Below are 13,382 nucleotides of genomic sequence, written 5' to 3' on the forward strand. Positions count from 1 at the left end.
CGGCGCCGTGGTGGCCCCCGGCCTCCTCGTCGGCGGTGAAGCAGAGCACCACCTCGCGGTCGGGCGCGGCGCCCGCCCGCGCCCGGGCGCGCACCACGCTGAGGAGCATGGCGTCGAAGTCCTTCATGTCGACCGCCCCGCGGCCCCAGACCTGGCCGTCCCTGATCTCGCCGGAGAAGGGGTGCACCTGCCAGTCGTCGGCCTCGGCGGGCACCACGTCGAGGTGGCCGTGGAGCAGCAGGGGCGCGCGGCCGTCGCCACCGCCCCACCGGGCGACGACGTTGGCGCGGCCGGGCCGCCCCTCGACGACCTGGCTCTCGATGCCGACCTCGTCGAGCAGCGTCGCGACGTGCTCGGCGGCCTTGCGCTCCCCCGGCCCGTCGTCGCTGCCGTAGTTGGAGGTGTCGATCGCGATGAGGTCCTGGCAGAGCCGGACCACCTCGGCGGCGGGGTCGTACGAGCGGGTGTCCGAGGTGTCGTTCGGGGCCTGGTCCATGCCGTCCATCCTGCCCCAGGACCGAACCACCTCCCCCGATTGCACCGCTGGTCCCGCCCTTTGCTACTGTTCCACCGCACTCGTCCGGGTGGCGGAATTGGCAGACGCGCTAGCTTGAGGTGCTAGTGCCCGTATTAGGGCGTGGGGGTTCAAGTCCCCCCTCGGACACACACGTTGAGCCCCAGGTCCACGACCTGGGGCTCTTCGCATGCCACCCACGCGCGGCGCACCGCCACCGTCCTGCCCTCGCTCCTCGCCGTCGTCGCGCCCACCGCCGGGCGTGCTCCAGCCCGCCGCGGCCTTCCAGGACTTCGTCGAGCGACGCCTCACCCGGCTGTGGCGGGCCAACGACCCGCGCGAGCGGTGCCGCACCGATCGCCGTGCGCACCGACGGTCGGTGGTGACCTACCCCCGCCGACGGGCGATCCCCCACGCGGCTCGACCTCCTGCACGACCTCGATGCACCCAACCCTCCGCTGTGCCCACCGGCGGGAGGTTGATGCATTTCGCCTCCGTCCGCCCCGAAGGGTGAGGGCGGCCCGGATCCGGTGGGTACGGGGCGGCCATGACCGAGAACTCGCACGACCACGACCAGGACGCCGACCCGCCGACACCCGACGGCGAGGAGCCCGACCAGGAGCAGCTGCAGCCCGGGTCGGAACCGGCCAGTGACCCCGACCCCGACCCGGGCACGGGACCTGACGTGACGAGCAAGGCATCGAACCCCGAGGAGGACGCATGACGATCCAGGACGACTACACCAGCCAGACAGGCGGCCAGGGCGACAGCCAGGGAGGCGCCGCCTCCGCGGCCGCCGACCAGGGCAAGCACCTGGCCGGCACGGCCAAGGACGAGGCCACCAACGTCGCCGGCACGGCTGCCGAGCAGGCGCGCAGCGTCGTCGGTGACGCCCGACGACAGGTGACCAGCCAGCTCAGCGACCAGGCCACCACGCAGCGTGACAACCTCACGCAGGTGCTGCGCAGCCTCGGCGACGACCTGCAGCAGATGGCCGAGAACGGCCCCGGTCAGGGCATGGCCAACGACCTCGCCCGCGAGGTCTCCGACCGGGCCCGCGCGCTCGGCAGTCACCTCGAGGGCCGCGAGCCCGGTGACCTGCTCCAGGACGCACGCGACTTCGCGCGCCGACGACCGGGCACGTTCCTGCTCGGGGCGCTGGCTGCCGGCGTCGTGGCGGGACGGCTGTTCCGGGCCACCGCCGACGGTGCCGCCGCGGCCTCGCTCGACCAGCCGGCCACCGGCACGACGGGCCTGTCGACGCCGGTGCCCGCCCCGCGGGTCACCCCCACGGAGTCCAGCGCCGGGTACGGCACGCCGGCCAGCGCCGGGTACGGCACCGAGTCGAGCACGGACAGCCCGGGCACGACCGGCTACGACACCCCGGTGGTGGACCCGACGCTCGCCACCCCGGCCAGCACCGACTCCACCTCGTCGGGCCTGCCGGGTCAGCAGACGCAGGACAAGCCGTGAGCGGCGCGCACCCGGCGGGCACGGGTGACGAGCGCAGCCTCGGCCAGATCGTGGGCGACCTGACCCACGACATGACCACCCTCGTCAAGCAGGAGCTGGACCTCGCTCGCACCGAGATGAAGCAGGAGGCCGCGCGCGCCGGGAAGGGCGCGGGGATGCTCGGCGGAGCCGGTGTGGCCGGGCTGCTCGCGCTGATCCTGGCGTCGTTCGCGCTCAGCTACCTGCTCGACAACTGGATGCCGGTCGAGCTGGCGTTCCTGCTCACCACCCTGCTCTGGGCGATCGTGGCGGCCGTCCTGGCCGCTCGCGGCCGCGCAGAGCTCAAGAAGTCGAACCCGCAGCTGCCCAAGACGCAGCAGACACTCAAGGAGGACGCGGCATGGGCCAGAGCACAGAAGAGCTGAACACGGAGATCGAGCAGACCCGTCAGTCGATGACGGCGAACGTGGACGCACTGCAGGACCGGGTGAGCCCGTCCGCGATCGTGGAGCGGCGCAAGCAGGCGGCGCGGAGCCGCGTGCTGGGCGTCCGCGACAAGGTGATGGGCACGGCGCACGACGTCCGATCGTCCACGAGCGGGACCGCCGGCGGCGCGAAGGACTCGGCCGTCGGCGCCGCCCAGGGGCTGGTGTCGGGAACGCAGGACCGCGTCGAGGGCGCGCCCCTGGCTGCCGGTCTGGTCGCCTTCGGCGCCGGTCTGGTCGTCGCGGCGCTGATCCCGGCGTCGGAGAAGGAGGCGGTGGCCGCCGGCCACGTCGTCGACGCTGCCAAGGAGCACGGCCAGCCGGTCGTCGACCAGGCGAAGTCGGTCGCGCAGGACGTCGCAGCCAGTGTCAAGGACACAGCGACGGAAGCGGCGCAGACCGTCAAGGACGCGGCGAGCGACAGCGTCGAGAACGTCAGGTCCGAGGGGAAGTCCGGGGTGGACGAGGTCCGCTCCCAGGCTGGTTCCTGACCCTCCACGAGGCGTCGGCACGTCCGTCCGCGGACGGGCCGGCGCCTCGTCGACCCACCGACCCACCGACCCACCAGCGCAGGAGGCACCGTGCGCGCCATGGTCTACCGCGGGCCCTACCGGGTCCGCGTCGAGGACAAGCCCCGTCCCCGCATCGAGCACCCCAACGACGCCGTCGTCCGGGTGCGGCGTGCCGCCATCTGCGGCTCCGACCTGCACCTGTTCCACGGGATGATGCCCGACACCCGGGTCGGCCACACGTTCGGCCACGAGTTCGTCGGCGTCGTGGACGAGGTCGGGCCGTCGGTGCAGCACCTGCGGGTGGGCGACCGCGTCATGGTGCCGTTCAACATCTTCTGCGGGACGTGCTTCTTCTGCGCCCGCGGCCTCTACTCCAACTGCCACAACGTCAACGCCAACGCGACCGCCGTCGGTGGGATCTACGGCTACTCGCACACCACGGGCGGGTACGACGGCGGCCAGGCCGAGTACGTCCGGGTGCCGTTCGCCGACGTCGGTCCGATGGTCATCCCCGACTGGCTCGACGAGGAGGACGCGCTGCTGATGACCGACGCCCTCGCCACGGGCTACTTCGGCGCACAGCTCGCCGACATCCGCGAGGGCGACACCGTGGCCGTCCTCGGCGCCGGCCCGGTGGGCCTCTACGCCGCCCGCAGCGCCTGGCTGATGGGCGCCGGACGCGTGGTGGTGATCGACCACCTCGCCGAGCGGCTCGAGATGGCCCGCACCTTCGCCCACGCGGAGGTGCTCGACTACGACGAGGTGGACGACGTCGTGGTCGCGATGAAGCGGATGACCGACCACCTCGGGTTCGACCGGGTGATCGACGCGGTCGGCGCGGAGGCCGACGGCAACATGCTCCAGCACCTCACCTCCGCGCGCTTCAAGCTGCAGGGCGGCTCTCCCGTGGCGCTCAACTGGGCGATCGACGGGGTCCGCAAGGCCGGCACGGTGTCGGTGATGGGCGCGTACGGGCCGATCTTCAGCTCGGTCAAGTTCGGTGACGCCCTCAACAAGGGCCTCACGATGCGGATGAACCAGGCGCCGGTGCGCCGCCAGTGGCCCCGGCTGCTCGAGCACGTGCGCAACGGCTACCTCAAGCCCAACGACATCGTCACCCACCGCTTCGGGCTGGAGGAGATCGCCGACGCCTACCACGTCTTCTCCGCCAAGCTCGACGGCTGCATCAAGCCCGTGATCGTCGTCGCCGACGACTGAGGAAGGACCCACCGTGCCCTACAGCGCCGACAAGCCCCCGCTCCCGGAGACGCCCGAGGAGCTGCGCGCGCGCATCCCCGGCTGGGGCGCCGACCTCGACCCCGCGGACCGGCCCTCGTACCCGCGCGAGGTCCTCGACCTCTCCGCGACCGGTGCGCACTGGGACGTGCCGCAGGACCAGCCCGGAGGGCAGGGACGTGAGCGGTCGGTCGATCACGCCCGCCTGACCCCGGTGTTCGGCACCGCCCAGCCGCTCGGCGGCCTCGCCGGACCGGTCCGCCGCTACGCCTACGCACGGCACAGCGAGGCCAAGGCGGCCCACTGGCTGCTGCTGATCGCCGCCGACCGGATCGACGTCGCCGAGCACGTGGTGCGGTCGTGGGTGACCACGCGCCCCGACAACCCGCTCACCGAGACCGGGGTGCGGGCCGAGGTGTCCCACGGGCCCCTGCGGTCGCGTCGCGGGCGCAGCGACGTGCGCCACCAGGTGCTGGACCCCGTTGTCAACGGCGTCCCGTGGGTCCTCGGCGCGTACGCCGGCTACCGCGCCGTGCGCGCGGTCTCGCGACACGGGTGAGGCAGGGCAGCACCGCCGTGCGGCGTGTGCGGGGTCACACGGCGTGGAGTGCGGGCGGATGGGTACGGGGTGGCATGACTTCCTTCACGACCGTCCAGAGGCTCCTGACCCTGCCGGCCCACGCCGCCGCGGCCGTCGCGGGCACGTCGGCCGGACTCCTCGCCACCGGCGTACGACGCGTCTCGCACCTCCTCGGCCGCACCGCCGGGCACGTCGCCGACACCGCGGCCCCGTCGGGACCGTGGCCGGCCGAGAAGGCCCCGCGGGTCGACGTCCCGCCCACCCCCGCCACGGCCCCGGTCGCCGAGGACTCGACCCCCGAGGACTCGGCCCCCGAGGACTCGACCCCCGAGGAGACGACCCCCGGGCCGCGCGTGGCACCGTCCGCGCAGGCCGCCGTCCTGGCGCCCGCCCTCGGCCTCAGCGAGGCGGAGGTCGAGGAGCTCACGGGCGACGACCACCAGAGCGCGTCCGACGGGCCGAGGTCCGAGGACGGATGACGCCCTCCCTGTCCGCCCACCACCCGGACGAGTCCGGTGCCCGCCTGTTCCGACGGTCCCGGACGGTGCGCGGCGACGGGGTGGACCTCGCCGTTCACGAGCTCGGTGACCGCGAGCGGCCCACCGTCGTGCTCGTGCACGGCTGGCCCGACACGCACCGCGTCTGGCAACAGGTCGCCGACCGGCTCGCCTGGACCTGCCACGTCGTCCTCTACGACACCCGGGCGCGCGGCGCATCGCGCACGCACTCCCCCGGTGCGGACGTGTCGCTCCCCGCGCTCGCCTGCGACCTGCGCGACGTCCTCGACGCGACGTCGCCGACGGCGCCGGCGCACGTCGTCGGCCACGATTGGGGCTCCGTCCAGGCGTGGGAGGCGGTCTGCGAGGCGTGGGCGCCCGGGCGGATCGCGTCGTTCACCTCGCTCAGCGGACCGAACCTCGACCACGTCGGCGCCTGGGTGCGCGGCCTCGCCCGCCGCCCGTCGCCGACCGGCCTGGTGGGCGCGCTCGGCCAGGCGGTGTCGTCGTCCTACGTCGCCGGCCTGGTCTCCCCCGTCGCACCACCGCTCCTGCGCGCCGCCGGAGCCCACGACGCCGCGCGGGGCTTGGCGTACTACCGCGCCAACCTCCTCCACGGCCTCCGGCCGGACGCGCACCCGCGCGAGCGACGCACGGACGTGCCGGTGCTGCAGGTCGAGCTCACGCGGGACCCGGCGATCCGCCGGGCCTCGCTCACCGCGAGCGACCCATGGTGCAGCGACCTGCGCCGCACCACGCTGCGCGTGGGCCACTGGGCGCCGAGGACCCACCCGGACCTCGTGGTCCGGGAGGTCCTCGACCAGGTGGCTGAGGTCACTCGAAGGCGTTGACCACGTCCTCGTCGATCGTCTTCACCGGCCCGGTGAACCAGTTCTTCGCCGAGGTCGTCCACCACACCGCCAGGAAGAGCAGCACGGCGAGCACCATGATCGGGGCGTAGTTGACGGCCGCCCAGTCGAACTCGTCGCGCCAGGGTGCCCCGAACGGCGAGGTCGGGAGCATCAGCATGATGCCGACGACGATGATCTCGATGACGGCCACGAGGTTCATCCAGCGGTACTTGCGGCCGTTGTTCCAGCTGCCCACCTCGAACGAGTCGCCGGCCCGCCAGCGCAGGAAGATCGGGATCGCGAAGGAGAAGTAGAGGCCGATGACCGACACCGAGGTGACGGCGTAGAACGCGGTGGGGATGCCGTTGACCGACTTGAGCGCCGGGAGCGTGATGATCGCGCCGAGGACGGCCGCGAAGATGACCGCGTTGGCCGGCGTGCGGGAGGCGTTGACGCGCGACCAGAGGCGCGAGCCGGGGACGGCCCGGTCACGGCTGAAGGCGAACATCATCCGCGACGTCGAGGTCAGGCACGCCGTGGCGCAGAAGAGCTGCGCGCAGGAGGACACGAAGAGCAGCAGCCCGCCCCAGGTGGAGCCGAGGGCCGCGTCGAAGACGTACGCGACGCCGCCGGCCGGGATGCTGGCGTAGTCGGGGGCGCCGTCGACCTGCGGGATCGCGAAGGTGACCGCGAGCAGCAGGACGTAGCCACCGACGGCGGAGTAGAAGATCGACTGCCAGATCGCCCTGGCCGCCGTCTTCGCCGCGCCCTGGGTCTCCTCCGACAGGTGCACCGAGGCGTCGAACCCGGTGATCGTGTACTGGGTGAGGATGAAGCCGAACGGGATGATCGCGAAGAAGAAGACCAGGTTGCTGGTCGACCCGTCGGACCACCCGGAGCCGTTGTAGGTGTCGGTGAAGACCTGGGAGACGCTCAGGTGCTGGTCGGGGACGATGATCAGCACGAGCACGAGGAACGCCGCGCCGACCACGTGCCACCACACCGAGATGTTGTTGATGACGGCGAGCAGGTGGCTGGAGAAGATGTTGACCACCGTGATGAACACCAGGATGACGAGGAAGAACAGGAAGACGGTGTTCAGCGAGAACTCGTCCTGCCAGCCCCAGGCCAGGAACGTCAGGTGGAAGAACGTGGCGCAGCCGTAGGCCACCGACGCGGTCACCGCGATCAGGCCGATGAGGTTGAGCCAGCCGGTGAAGAACCCGGCGGCCGGGCCGCCCAGCTTGGAGGCCCAGTAGTAGATGCCGCCCGAGGTCGGCATCGCCGAGACCAGCTCGGACATCGTGAAGCCGATGATGAGGATGAAGACCGAGATGATCGGCCACGACCACGAGATCGAGACAGGCCCGCCGTTGGCGATGCCGGCGCCGTAGGTGGTCAGGCACCCGGCGAGGATCGAGATGATCGAGAACGAGATCGCGAAGTTGGAGAAGCCGGACCACGAGCGGGCCAGCTCCTGCTTGTACCCGAGCCGGGCCAGGTGCGCCTCGTCCTCGGACAGGTGCTGGGCCGGCGGATCGGACATGGACTCGGGGGACATGAGTGCACCTCTCGCAGAGCTCGGACGAGCGTCAGATGGGTGCTCGGCACCGTAGACCCGGCCGCGGGCGCTTGTGAATAGGTGACCCACAAATTGGTCTGAACCCTGACCATTGACGAGACCGGCCGGCCCACCCAGACTGGCCGTCATGTCCGCCCAGCCGCACGAGCACCTCACCGCAGCGGTGCTCCGACCGGTGCGCGGGCACCACGCGTTCGAGGGATGCGTGGAACAGCTCGCCACCGCGATCCGGCTCGGGGTCTACCCCGTCGGCAGCGTGCTGCCGCCCGAGCGCGAGCTCGCCGAGCGGATGGCGGTCAGCCGGGCGACGCTGCGCGAGGCGATCGCCGCGCTGCGCCAGGCCGGGCTGGTCGAGACCAGGCGCGGTCGCGGCGGCGGCTCGACGGTGACCTCGCAGGCCCGCAGCCGGTTCACCGGCGGGCTGGCGCACCTGCCGGCGGCCACGGCGGCGGAGTGGCTCGACGCGCTGGAGTTCCGCCGCGTCGTCGAGCCGGGCGCGGCCTACCTCGCGGCCCGTCACGACCTCAGTGAGGCCGACCGCGAGCGCCTCACCGACGCCGAGGCCGCGGTGCGCGACGCGACCGGCAAGCGGGCCCACCGCCAGGCGGACTCCCGCTTCCACCTCACGCTCGCCGCGCTGAGCGGCTCGGTGCGCATCCAGGAGGCGGTGACCTCGGTGCAGTCGGTGCTCGACACGATGCTGGCCTCGATCCCCTCGCTCGACACCAACATCAGCCACTCCCACCAGCAGCACCGCCTCGTCACGCAGGCGGTCCTCGCCGGCCGTGCCGACCGCGCCCGCGCGGTGATGGAGGACCACTGCGACGACACCGCGGCGCTGCTGCGCGGCCTGCTCGCCTGACGCACCACACCACCCGACCGACCACCGGAGACGGAGAGCCCGTGACCACACGCAACGAGCGCCACCTCACCCTCGACGCGCTGCGCACCCTCATCGAGGACGGCGAGGTCGACACCGTCGTCCTCGCCTTCACCGACATGCAGGGCCGCCTGCAGGGCAAGCGGCTGCACGGTCGCTACTTCCTCGACCACGTCGTGGGCCACGGCACCGAGGGCTGCAACTACCTGCTCGGCGTCGACGTGGACATGAACACCGTCTCCGGCTACGCGATGACGTCGTGGGACCAGGGCTACGGCGACATGGAGTTCGTCATGGACGAGCAGACCGTGCGCCTGCTGCCCTGGCTGCCCGCGACCGCGATGGTGCAGTGCGACCTGGAGTGGCCCGACCACCGCCCCGTCACCGCCTCGCCGCGCGCGATCCTGAAGGCGCAGCTCGACCGGCTCGCCGCGCACGGGTGGACGGCGTACGCCGGCACCGAGCTCGAGCTCGTCGTCTACGAGGACACCTACGAGGAGGCGCGGCGCAAGAACTACCGCGACCTGGTGCCCGCCAACGACTACAACGTTGACTACTCGATCCTCGGCACCACCAAGCTCGAGCCGCTGCTGCGCGACATCCGCAACCACATGTACGCCGCCGGGCTCGACGTCGAGGGCGCCAAGGGCGAGTGCAACTTCGGCCAGCACGAGGTCGGCTTCCTCTACGCCGAGGCCCTCACCACCGCCGACAACCACGTGGTCTACAAGAACGCCGCCAAGGAGATCGCCGCGCAGCACGGCAAGTCGGTGACGTTCATGGCCAAGCCCAACCAGCGCGAGGGCAGCTCGTGCCACATCCACCTGTCCCTGCGCGGCACGGACGGCGAACTGGTGTTCTGGGACGAGGAGGCCGGCGCCCGGACCCCGCTCTACGACCGCTTCATCGCCGGCGTGCTCGCCACCGCGGCCGACTTCACGCTGTTCTTCGCGCCCAACATCAACTCCTACAAGCGCTTCGCGGACGGCTCCTTCGCCCCCACGACGCTCGGGTGGGGCCTGGACAACCGCACGTGCGCGGTGCGCCTCGTCGGCCGCGGCGCCGGCGCCCGGATGGAGAACCGCATCCCGGGCGCCGACACCAACCCCTACCTCGCGCTCGCCGCGATGATCGCCGGCGGCCTCCACGGCATCGAGAACGAGCTCGAGCTGGAGCCGGAGCTCACCGGCAACGCGTACGCCTCCGACAAGCCGCGCGTGCCGTCCACGATGGGCGCCGCCCGCGAGCTGTTCCACGCCTCGGCCGTGACCCGCGCGGCCCTGGGTGACGAGGTCGTCGACCACTACGCCAACATGGCCGACGTCGAGCTCGCTGCCTACAACGCCGCCGTCACCGACTGGGAGCTCGTCCGCGGCTTCGAGAGGTTGTGAGATGACCCTGCAGACCCACCCCCTGGTCAACCCCGCCACCGGGCAGGAGCTCGACTCCTCCCCCGCCCTGGCCGGCCTCGACGAGACCGACGAGGCGATCCAGCGCGCCCACGACGCGTTCCCCGCGTGGCGCGACGTCGCGCCGGGCGAGCGGGCCCGGCTGCTGCGCGCCTTCGCCGCCGTGGTCGACGAGCACGTCGAGGAGCTCGCGCAGCTCGAGGTCCTCAACGCCGGCCACACGATCGGCAACGCCCGCTGGGAGGCCGGCAACGTCCGCGACTGCCTCAACTACTACTCCGCGGCGCCCGAGCGCCTCTTCGGCCGGCAGGTTCCGGTGCCCGGCGGCACCGACCTGACCTTCCGCGAGCCGCTCGGCGTCGTCGGGATCATCGTGCCCTGGAACTTTCCGATGCCGATCGCGGCGTGGGGCTTCGCCCCGGCGCTGGCCGCGGGCAACACGGTCGTCCTCAAGCCCGCCGAGCTCACCCCGCTCACCGCGATCCGGATCGGCGAGCTCGCGCGGCTGGCGGGCATCCCGGAGGGCGTGCTGACGGTCGTCCCGGGACGGGGATCGGTCGTCGGCCAGCGCTTCGTCACCCACCCGCTGGTCCGCAAGGTCTGCTTCACCGGCTCCACCACCGTCGGCAAGCAGGTCATGGCCGGCTGCGCCGAGCAGGTCAAGCGGGTCACCCTCGAGCTCGGCGGCAAGAGCGCGAACATCGTCTTCGCCGACACCGACGTCGCCGCGGCCGCCGCCAGCGCGCCGTACGCCGTCTTCGACAACGCCGGCCAGGACTGCTGCGCGCGCTCGCGGATCCTGGTCGAGCGCTCGGCCTACGACGAGTTCGTCGGCCGCCTCGAGACGGCCGTCAAGGCGCTGCGCGTCACCGACCCCTCCGACGAGCAGAGCGAGATGGGTCCCCTCGTCTCCTCGGGCCAGCGCGACCGCGTCCAGGGCTACCTCGACGGCGCGAGCATCGCCTTCACCGGCAGCGCCCCCGACGGACCGGGCTGGTGGCTGCCGCCGACGGTCGTGGAGTCCGCGGACACCGGCGAGGCGATCTGGCGCGAGGAGGTCTTCGGCCCCGTCGTCGCGGTGCGCGCCTTCGACGAGGAGGAGGAGGCCGTCGCGCTCGCCAACGACAGCGACTACGGCCTGTCCGGGTCGATCTTCACCTCCGACCTCGGACGCGCCCTGAGGGTCTCGCGCCGCGTCGAGGCCGGCAACCTGTCGGTCAACAGCCACTCCTCGGTCCGCTACTGGACGCCGTTCGGCGGCTACAAGCAGTCCGGCCTCGGTCGCGAGCTCGGGCCGGACGCGCCCGACGCGTTCACCGAGGAGAAGAACGTCTTCATCGCCCACTGACGGCCCATTGACGGCCCACTGAACGGAAAGAGGAACACACCCATGGCAGGACGCATCGAGGGTCGCACGGCCGTCGTCACCGGCGGTTGCAGCGGCATCGGCCTGGCGACCGTGCGCCGGTTCGTCGAGGAGGGCGCGCGCGTCGTCATCGGCGACATCGACGACGCGGGCGGGGAGGCGCTGGTCGCGGAGCTCGGCGGCCCCGACGTGGCGACCTACGTCCACGTCGACGTGACCTCCAAGGACGAGGTCGACGCGCTCTTCCGCACCGCCAAGGACACCTACGGCTCGGTGGACATCGCCTTCAACAACGCGGGCATCTCGCCGCCGGAGGACGACTCGATCCTCGACACCGACCTCGACGCGTGGCGCAGGGTGCAGGAGGTCAACCTGACCAGCGTGTACCTGTGCTGCAAGGCCGCGCTCCCCTACATGCTGGAGCAGAAGCGCGGCTCCATCATCAACACCGCGTCGTTCGTCGCGGTGATGGGCGCCGCCACCTCGCAGATCTCCTACTCGGCCTCCAAGGGCGGCGTGCTGTCGATGTCGCGCGAGCTCGGCGTCCAGTTCGCCCGCGAGGGCGTCCGCGTCAACGCCCTGTGCCCCGGACCGGTGAACACCCCGCTGCTCAAGGAGCTGTTCGCCAGCGACGCCGAGCGGGCCGCGCGCCGCCTCGTGCACGTGCCGATGGGCCGCTTCGCCGAGCCCGAGGAGATGGCCAACGCCGTGCTGTTCCTGGCCTCCGACGAGTCGAGCTTCATGACCGCCAACACCTTCCTGGTCGACGGCGGCATCTCCGGCGCGTACGTCACCCCCCTGTGAGGACGTCGTGACGCAGGCGCCGCTGGTCGGGCTGACGACCTACCGGCAGCAGGCGGCCTGGGGTGTGTGGGACACCCGCGCCGACCTGCTCCCCACCGAGTACGCCGTCGCGGTCGAGGCCGCGGGCGGCGTGCCGGTGCTGCTGCCGCCCGTGGCGGCGACCGGGGCGGCGGAGCGGGTGGTCGCACGGCTCGACGCGCTCGTCGTCTCGGGCGGCGAGGACGTCGACCCGTCGCGCTACGCCGCCGAGCCGCACCCGCGCACGGCGGGCTGGCAGCCGGAGCGCGACGCGTGGGAGCTGTCCCTGCTGGCGGCGGCCGACGAGGCCGGGCTGCCGGTCCTCGGGATCTGTCGGGGCATGCAGCTGATGGCGGTGCACGGCGGCGGCGCCCTCGACCAGCACACCCCCGACCTGGTCGGGCACGAGACGCACTCCCCCGGCGGCGACGTGTACGGCACCGTGGCCGTCACCACCGCGCCCGGCTCGCGGCTGGCGACGCTCGTCGGGCCGGAGGTCGAGGTGAGCTGCCACCACCACCAGTCGGTCGCGACCCACCCCGGCTTCGAGGCGGTCGCGCGCGCAGCCGACGGAACGCTCGAGGCGATGGAGACGACCGGCGAGCGCTGGTGCGTGGCGGTGCAGTGGCACCCCGAGACCCGGGTCGAGACCGGCCTGATGACCGGGCTCGTCGCCGCCGCGCGCGCCCACGCGGCCCGGGGCGGCTGACCGGGCGGCTCAACCGCGGGCGGGGCGCTCCCGTCGCCGCCTCAGGGTCGCCGGGAGGGTGAGCACCAGCGCCAGCGCGACGCCGGCGAACATGCCGATCGAGTTCGCCGCGACGTCGCGGGGGTCGGAGACGCGCCCCGGGATGTCGCGCTGCACGGTCTCGATCATCGAGGTCAGCACGATGCCGGCGGCGATCGCGACCAGCCACAGCCGGCTGCCGACGAGCAGCAGCAGGAACACGCCGAGCGGCACGAAGAGCCCCACGTTGGCCAGGAACTCGATGCGCTCGAGGCTGAGCCTGCTGGTGAGCGGGTCGAGGTCGGGGTACCGCTCGAGACGGGCCAGGATCCGGCCGGCGAGGCCGTAGTAGTCGGGCTGCCCGGACCCCGGCGTCAGCGTGACCAGGCCGACGAACCCCAGGTAGAGGATCGTCAGCAGGCTCAGGAACGGGTGGCGGTGCAGCACCCGACCCATGATCCGGGTCGCC

The 13,382-nt window shown here is 72.5% G+C and carries 16 protein-coding genes and 1 tRNA gene; 14 read left to right on the forward strand and 3 right to left on the reverse strand.

All coding sequences use genetic code 11. The features are described from left to right. The coding region (locus ACFFJG_RS00240) for a M20/M25/M40 family metallo-hydrolase (protein ID WP_378516607.1) at positions 1 to 496 on the reverse strand (496 nt) is incomplete at its 3' end. 82 nt (positions 497 to 578) lie between these two features. On the opposite strand from ACFFJG_RS00240, the gene ACFFJG_RS00245 reads away from it, so the two are divergent. The 9 genes from ACFFJG_RS00245 to ACFFJG_RS00285 all read left to right on the forward strand — a co-directional run bounded on the left by ACFFJG_RS00245 (position 579) and on the right by ACFFJG_RS00285 (position 6,127). After that, a tRNA-Leu gene (locus tag ACFFJG_RS00245) sits at positions 579 to 664 on the forward strand. A gap of 397 nt (positions 665 to 1,061) precedes the next feature. Then, positions 1,062 to 1,238, forward strand: a complete 177-nt coding sequence (locus ACFFJG_RS00250; RefSeq protein ID WP_378516608.1) for a hypothetical protein — start codon at positions 1,062 to 1,064, stop codon at positions 1,236 to 1,238. Then, complete coding sequence (locus ACFFJG_RS00255) at positions 1,235 to 1,987, forward strand: hypothetical protein (protein WP_378516609.1); 753 nt, start codon at positions 1,235 to 1,237, stop codon at positions 1,985 to 1,987. Before ACFFJG_RS00250 ends, ACFFJG_RS00255 begins: the two co-directional genes overlap by 4 nt. Next, the gene (locus ACFFJG_RS00260) at positions 1,984 to 2,391 is read left to right on the forward strand and encodes a phage holin family protein (RefSeq protein WP_378516610.1); all 408 of its coding nucleotides are present in this window, start codon (positions 1,984 to 1,986) and stop codon (positions 2,389 to 2,391) included. Before ACFFJG_RS00255 ends, ACFFJG_RS00260 begins: the two co-directional genes overlap by 4 nt. Continuing rightward, a complete protein-coding gene (locus tag ACFFJG_RS00265; protein WP_378516611.1) occupies positions 2,367 to 2,942 on the forward strand; it encodes a DUF3618 domain-containing protein in 576 nt (191 codons plus the stop codon). The genes ACFFJG_RS00260 and ACFFJG_RS00265 overlap by 25 nt, the downstream gene beginning before the upstream one ends. A 99-nt stretch (positions 2,943 to 3,041) precedes the next feature. After that, entirely contained in the window at positions 3,042 to 4,181 is a 1,140-nt protein-coding gene (locus tag ACFFJG_RS00270; RefSeq protein WP_378519428.1) for a zinc-dependent alcohol dehydrogenase, read from the forward strand. A gap of 13 nt (positions 4,182 to 4,194) precedes the next feature. After that, complete coding sequence (locus ACFFJG_RS00275; RefSeq protein WP_378516612.1) at positions 4,195 to 4,758, forward strand: hypothetical protein; 564 nt, start codon at positions 4,195 to 4,197, stop codon at positions 4,756 to 4,758. A gap of 74 nt (positions 4,759 to 4,832) precedes the next feature. Next, positions 4,833 to 5,258 (forward strand): hypothetical protein, encoded by a 426-nt coding sequence (locus tag ACFFJG_RS00280; RefSeq protein ID WP_378516613.1) that lies wholly within the window; start codon positions 4,833 to 4,835, stop codon positions 5,256 to 5,258. Continuing rightward, entirely contained in the window at positions 5,255 to 6,127 is an 873-nt protein-coding gene (locus ACFFJG_RS00285) for an alpha/beta fold hydrolase (protein WP_378516614.1), read from the forward strand. Before ACFFJG_RS00280 ends, ACFFJG_RS00285 begins: the two co-directional genes overlap by 4 nt. Here the strand turns inward: ACFFJG_RS00285 and ACFFJG_RS00290 are convergent. Beyond that, positions 6,111 to 7,688, reverse strand: coding sequence for an amino acid permease (locus tag ACFFJG_RS00290; protein WP_378516615.1), 1,578 nt, complete (start codon positions 7,686 to 7,688; stop codon positions 6,111 to 6,113). The genes ACFFJG_RS00285 and ACFFJG_RS00290 overlap by 17 nt on opposite strands. A gap of 148 nt (positions 7,689 to 7,836) precedes the next feature. On the opposite strand from ACFFJG_RS00290, the gene ACFFJG_RS00295 reads away from it, so the two are divergent. The 5 genes from ACFFJG_RS00295 to ACFFJG_RS00315 are packed head-to-tail and all read left to right on the forward strand — an operon-like array spanning position 7,837 to position 12,895. Next, on the forward strand, positions 7,837 to 8,571 hold the full coding sequence (locus tag ACFFJG_RS00295; RefSeq protein WP_378516616.1) for a FadR/GntR family transcriptional regulator: 735 nt from the start codon (positions 7,837 to 7,839) through the stop codon (positions 8,569 to 8,571). A 41-nt stretch (positions 8,572 to 8,612) separates the two neighbouring features. After that, the gene (locus ACFFJG_RS00300; RefSeq protein WP_378516617.1) at positions 8,613 to 9,980 is read left to right on the forward strand and encodes a glutamine synthetase family protein; all 1,368 of its coding nucleotides are present in this window, start codon (positions 8,613 to 8,615) and stop codon (positions 9,978 to 9,980) included. Between the two features lies 1 nt (position 9,981). Beyond that, positions 9,982 to 11,346: an aldehyde dehydrogenase family protein gene (locus ACFFJG_RS00305; protein ID WP_446686210.1), complete on the forward strand. Its 1,365-nt coding sequence runs from the start codon at positions 9,982 to 9,984 to the stop codon at positions 11,344 to 11,346. Positions 11,347 to 11,388: 42 nt separating this feature from the next. Then, positions 11,389 to 12,168 (forward strand): 3-oxoacyl-ACP reductase, encoded by a 780-nt coding sequence (locus ACFFJG_RS00310; RefSeq protein ID WP_378516618.1) that lies wholly within the window; start codon positions 11,389 to 11,391, stop codon positions 12,166 to 12,168. 7 nt (positions 12,169 to 12,175) lie between these two features. Continuing rightward, positions 12,176 to 12,895 carry a gamma-glutamyl-gamma-aminobutyrate hydrolase family protein gene (locus ACFFJG_RS00315; RefSeq protein ID WP_378516619.1) on the forward strand — a complete coding sequence of 240 codons (720 nt, stop codon included), beginning with the start codon at positions 12,176 to 12,178 and terminating at the stop codon, positions 12,893 to 12,895. A 9-nt stretch (positions 12,896 to 12,904) separates the two neighbouring features. Here the strand turns inward: ACFFJG_RS00315 and ACFFJG_RS00320 are convergent, their stop codons facing one another. Beyond that, positions 12,905 to 13,360: a VanZ family protein gene (locus tag ACFFJG_RS00320; RefSeq protein ID WP_378516620.1), complete on the reverse strand. Its 456-nt coding sequence runs from the start codon at positions 13,358 to 13,360 to the stop codon at positions 12,905 to 12,907. Between the last annotated feature and the right edge of the window lie 22 nt (positions 13,361 to 13,382).

The sequence above is a fragment of the Nocardioides zeicaulis genome (genome assembly GCF_042432345.1).
GTDB lineage: Bacteria > Actinomycetota > Actinomycetes > Propionibacteriales > Nocardioidaceae > Nocardioides > Nocardioides zeicaulis.

Coding starts and splice junctions, on each gene's coding strand:
- ACFFJG_RS00255 (WP_378516609.1), top strand. CDS start 1,235: ATGACGATCCAGGACGACTACACCAGCCAGACAGGCGGCCAGGGCGAC.
- ACFFJG_RS00265 (WP_378516611.1), top strand. CDS start 2,367: ATGGGCCAGAGCACAGAAGAGCTGAACACGGAGATCGAGCAGACCCGT.
- ACFFJG_RS00270 (WP_378519428.1), top strand. CDS start 3,042: ATGGTCTACCGCGGGCCCTACCGGGTCCGCGTCGAGGACAAGCCCCGT.
- ACFFJG_RS00285 (WP_378516614.1), top strand. CDS start 5,255: ATGACGCCCTCCCTGTCCGCCCACCACCCGGACGAGTCCGGTGCCCGC.
- ACFFJG_RS00250 (WP_378516608.1), top strand. CDS start 1,062: ATGACCGAGAACTCGCACGACCACGACCAGGACGCCGACCCGCCGACA.
- ACFFJG_RS00295 (WP_378516616.1), top strand. CDS start 7,837: ATGTCCGCCCAGCCGCACGAGCACCTCACCGCAGCGGTGCTCCGACCG.
- ACFFJG_RS00280 (WP_378516613.1), top strand. CDS start 4,833: ATGACTTCCTTCACGACCGTCCAGAGGCTCCTGACCCTGCCGGCCCAC.
- ACFFJG_RS00290 (WP_378516615.1), bottom strand. CDS start 7,688: ATGTCCCCCGAGTCCATGTCCGATCCGCCGGCCCAGCACCTGTCCGAG.
- ACFFJG_RS00310 (WP_378516618.1), top strand. CDS start 11,389: ATGGCAGGACGCATCGAGGGTCGCACGGCCGTCGTCACCGGCGGTTGC.
- ACFFJG_RS00305 (WP_446686210.1), top strand. CDS start 9,982: ATGACCCTGCAGACCCACCCCCTGGTCAACCCCGCCACCGGGCAGGAG.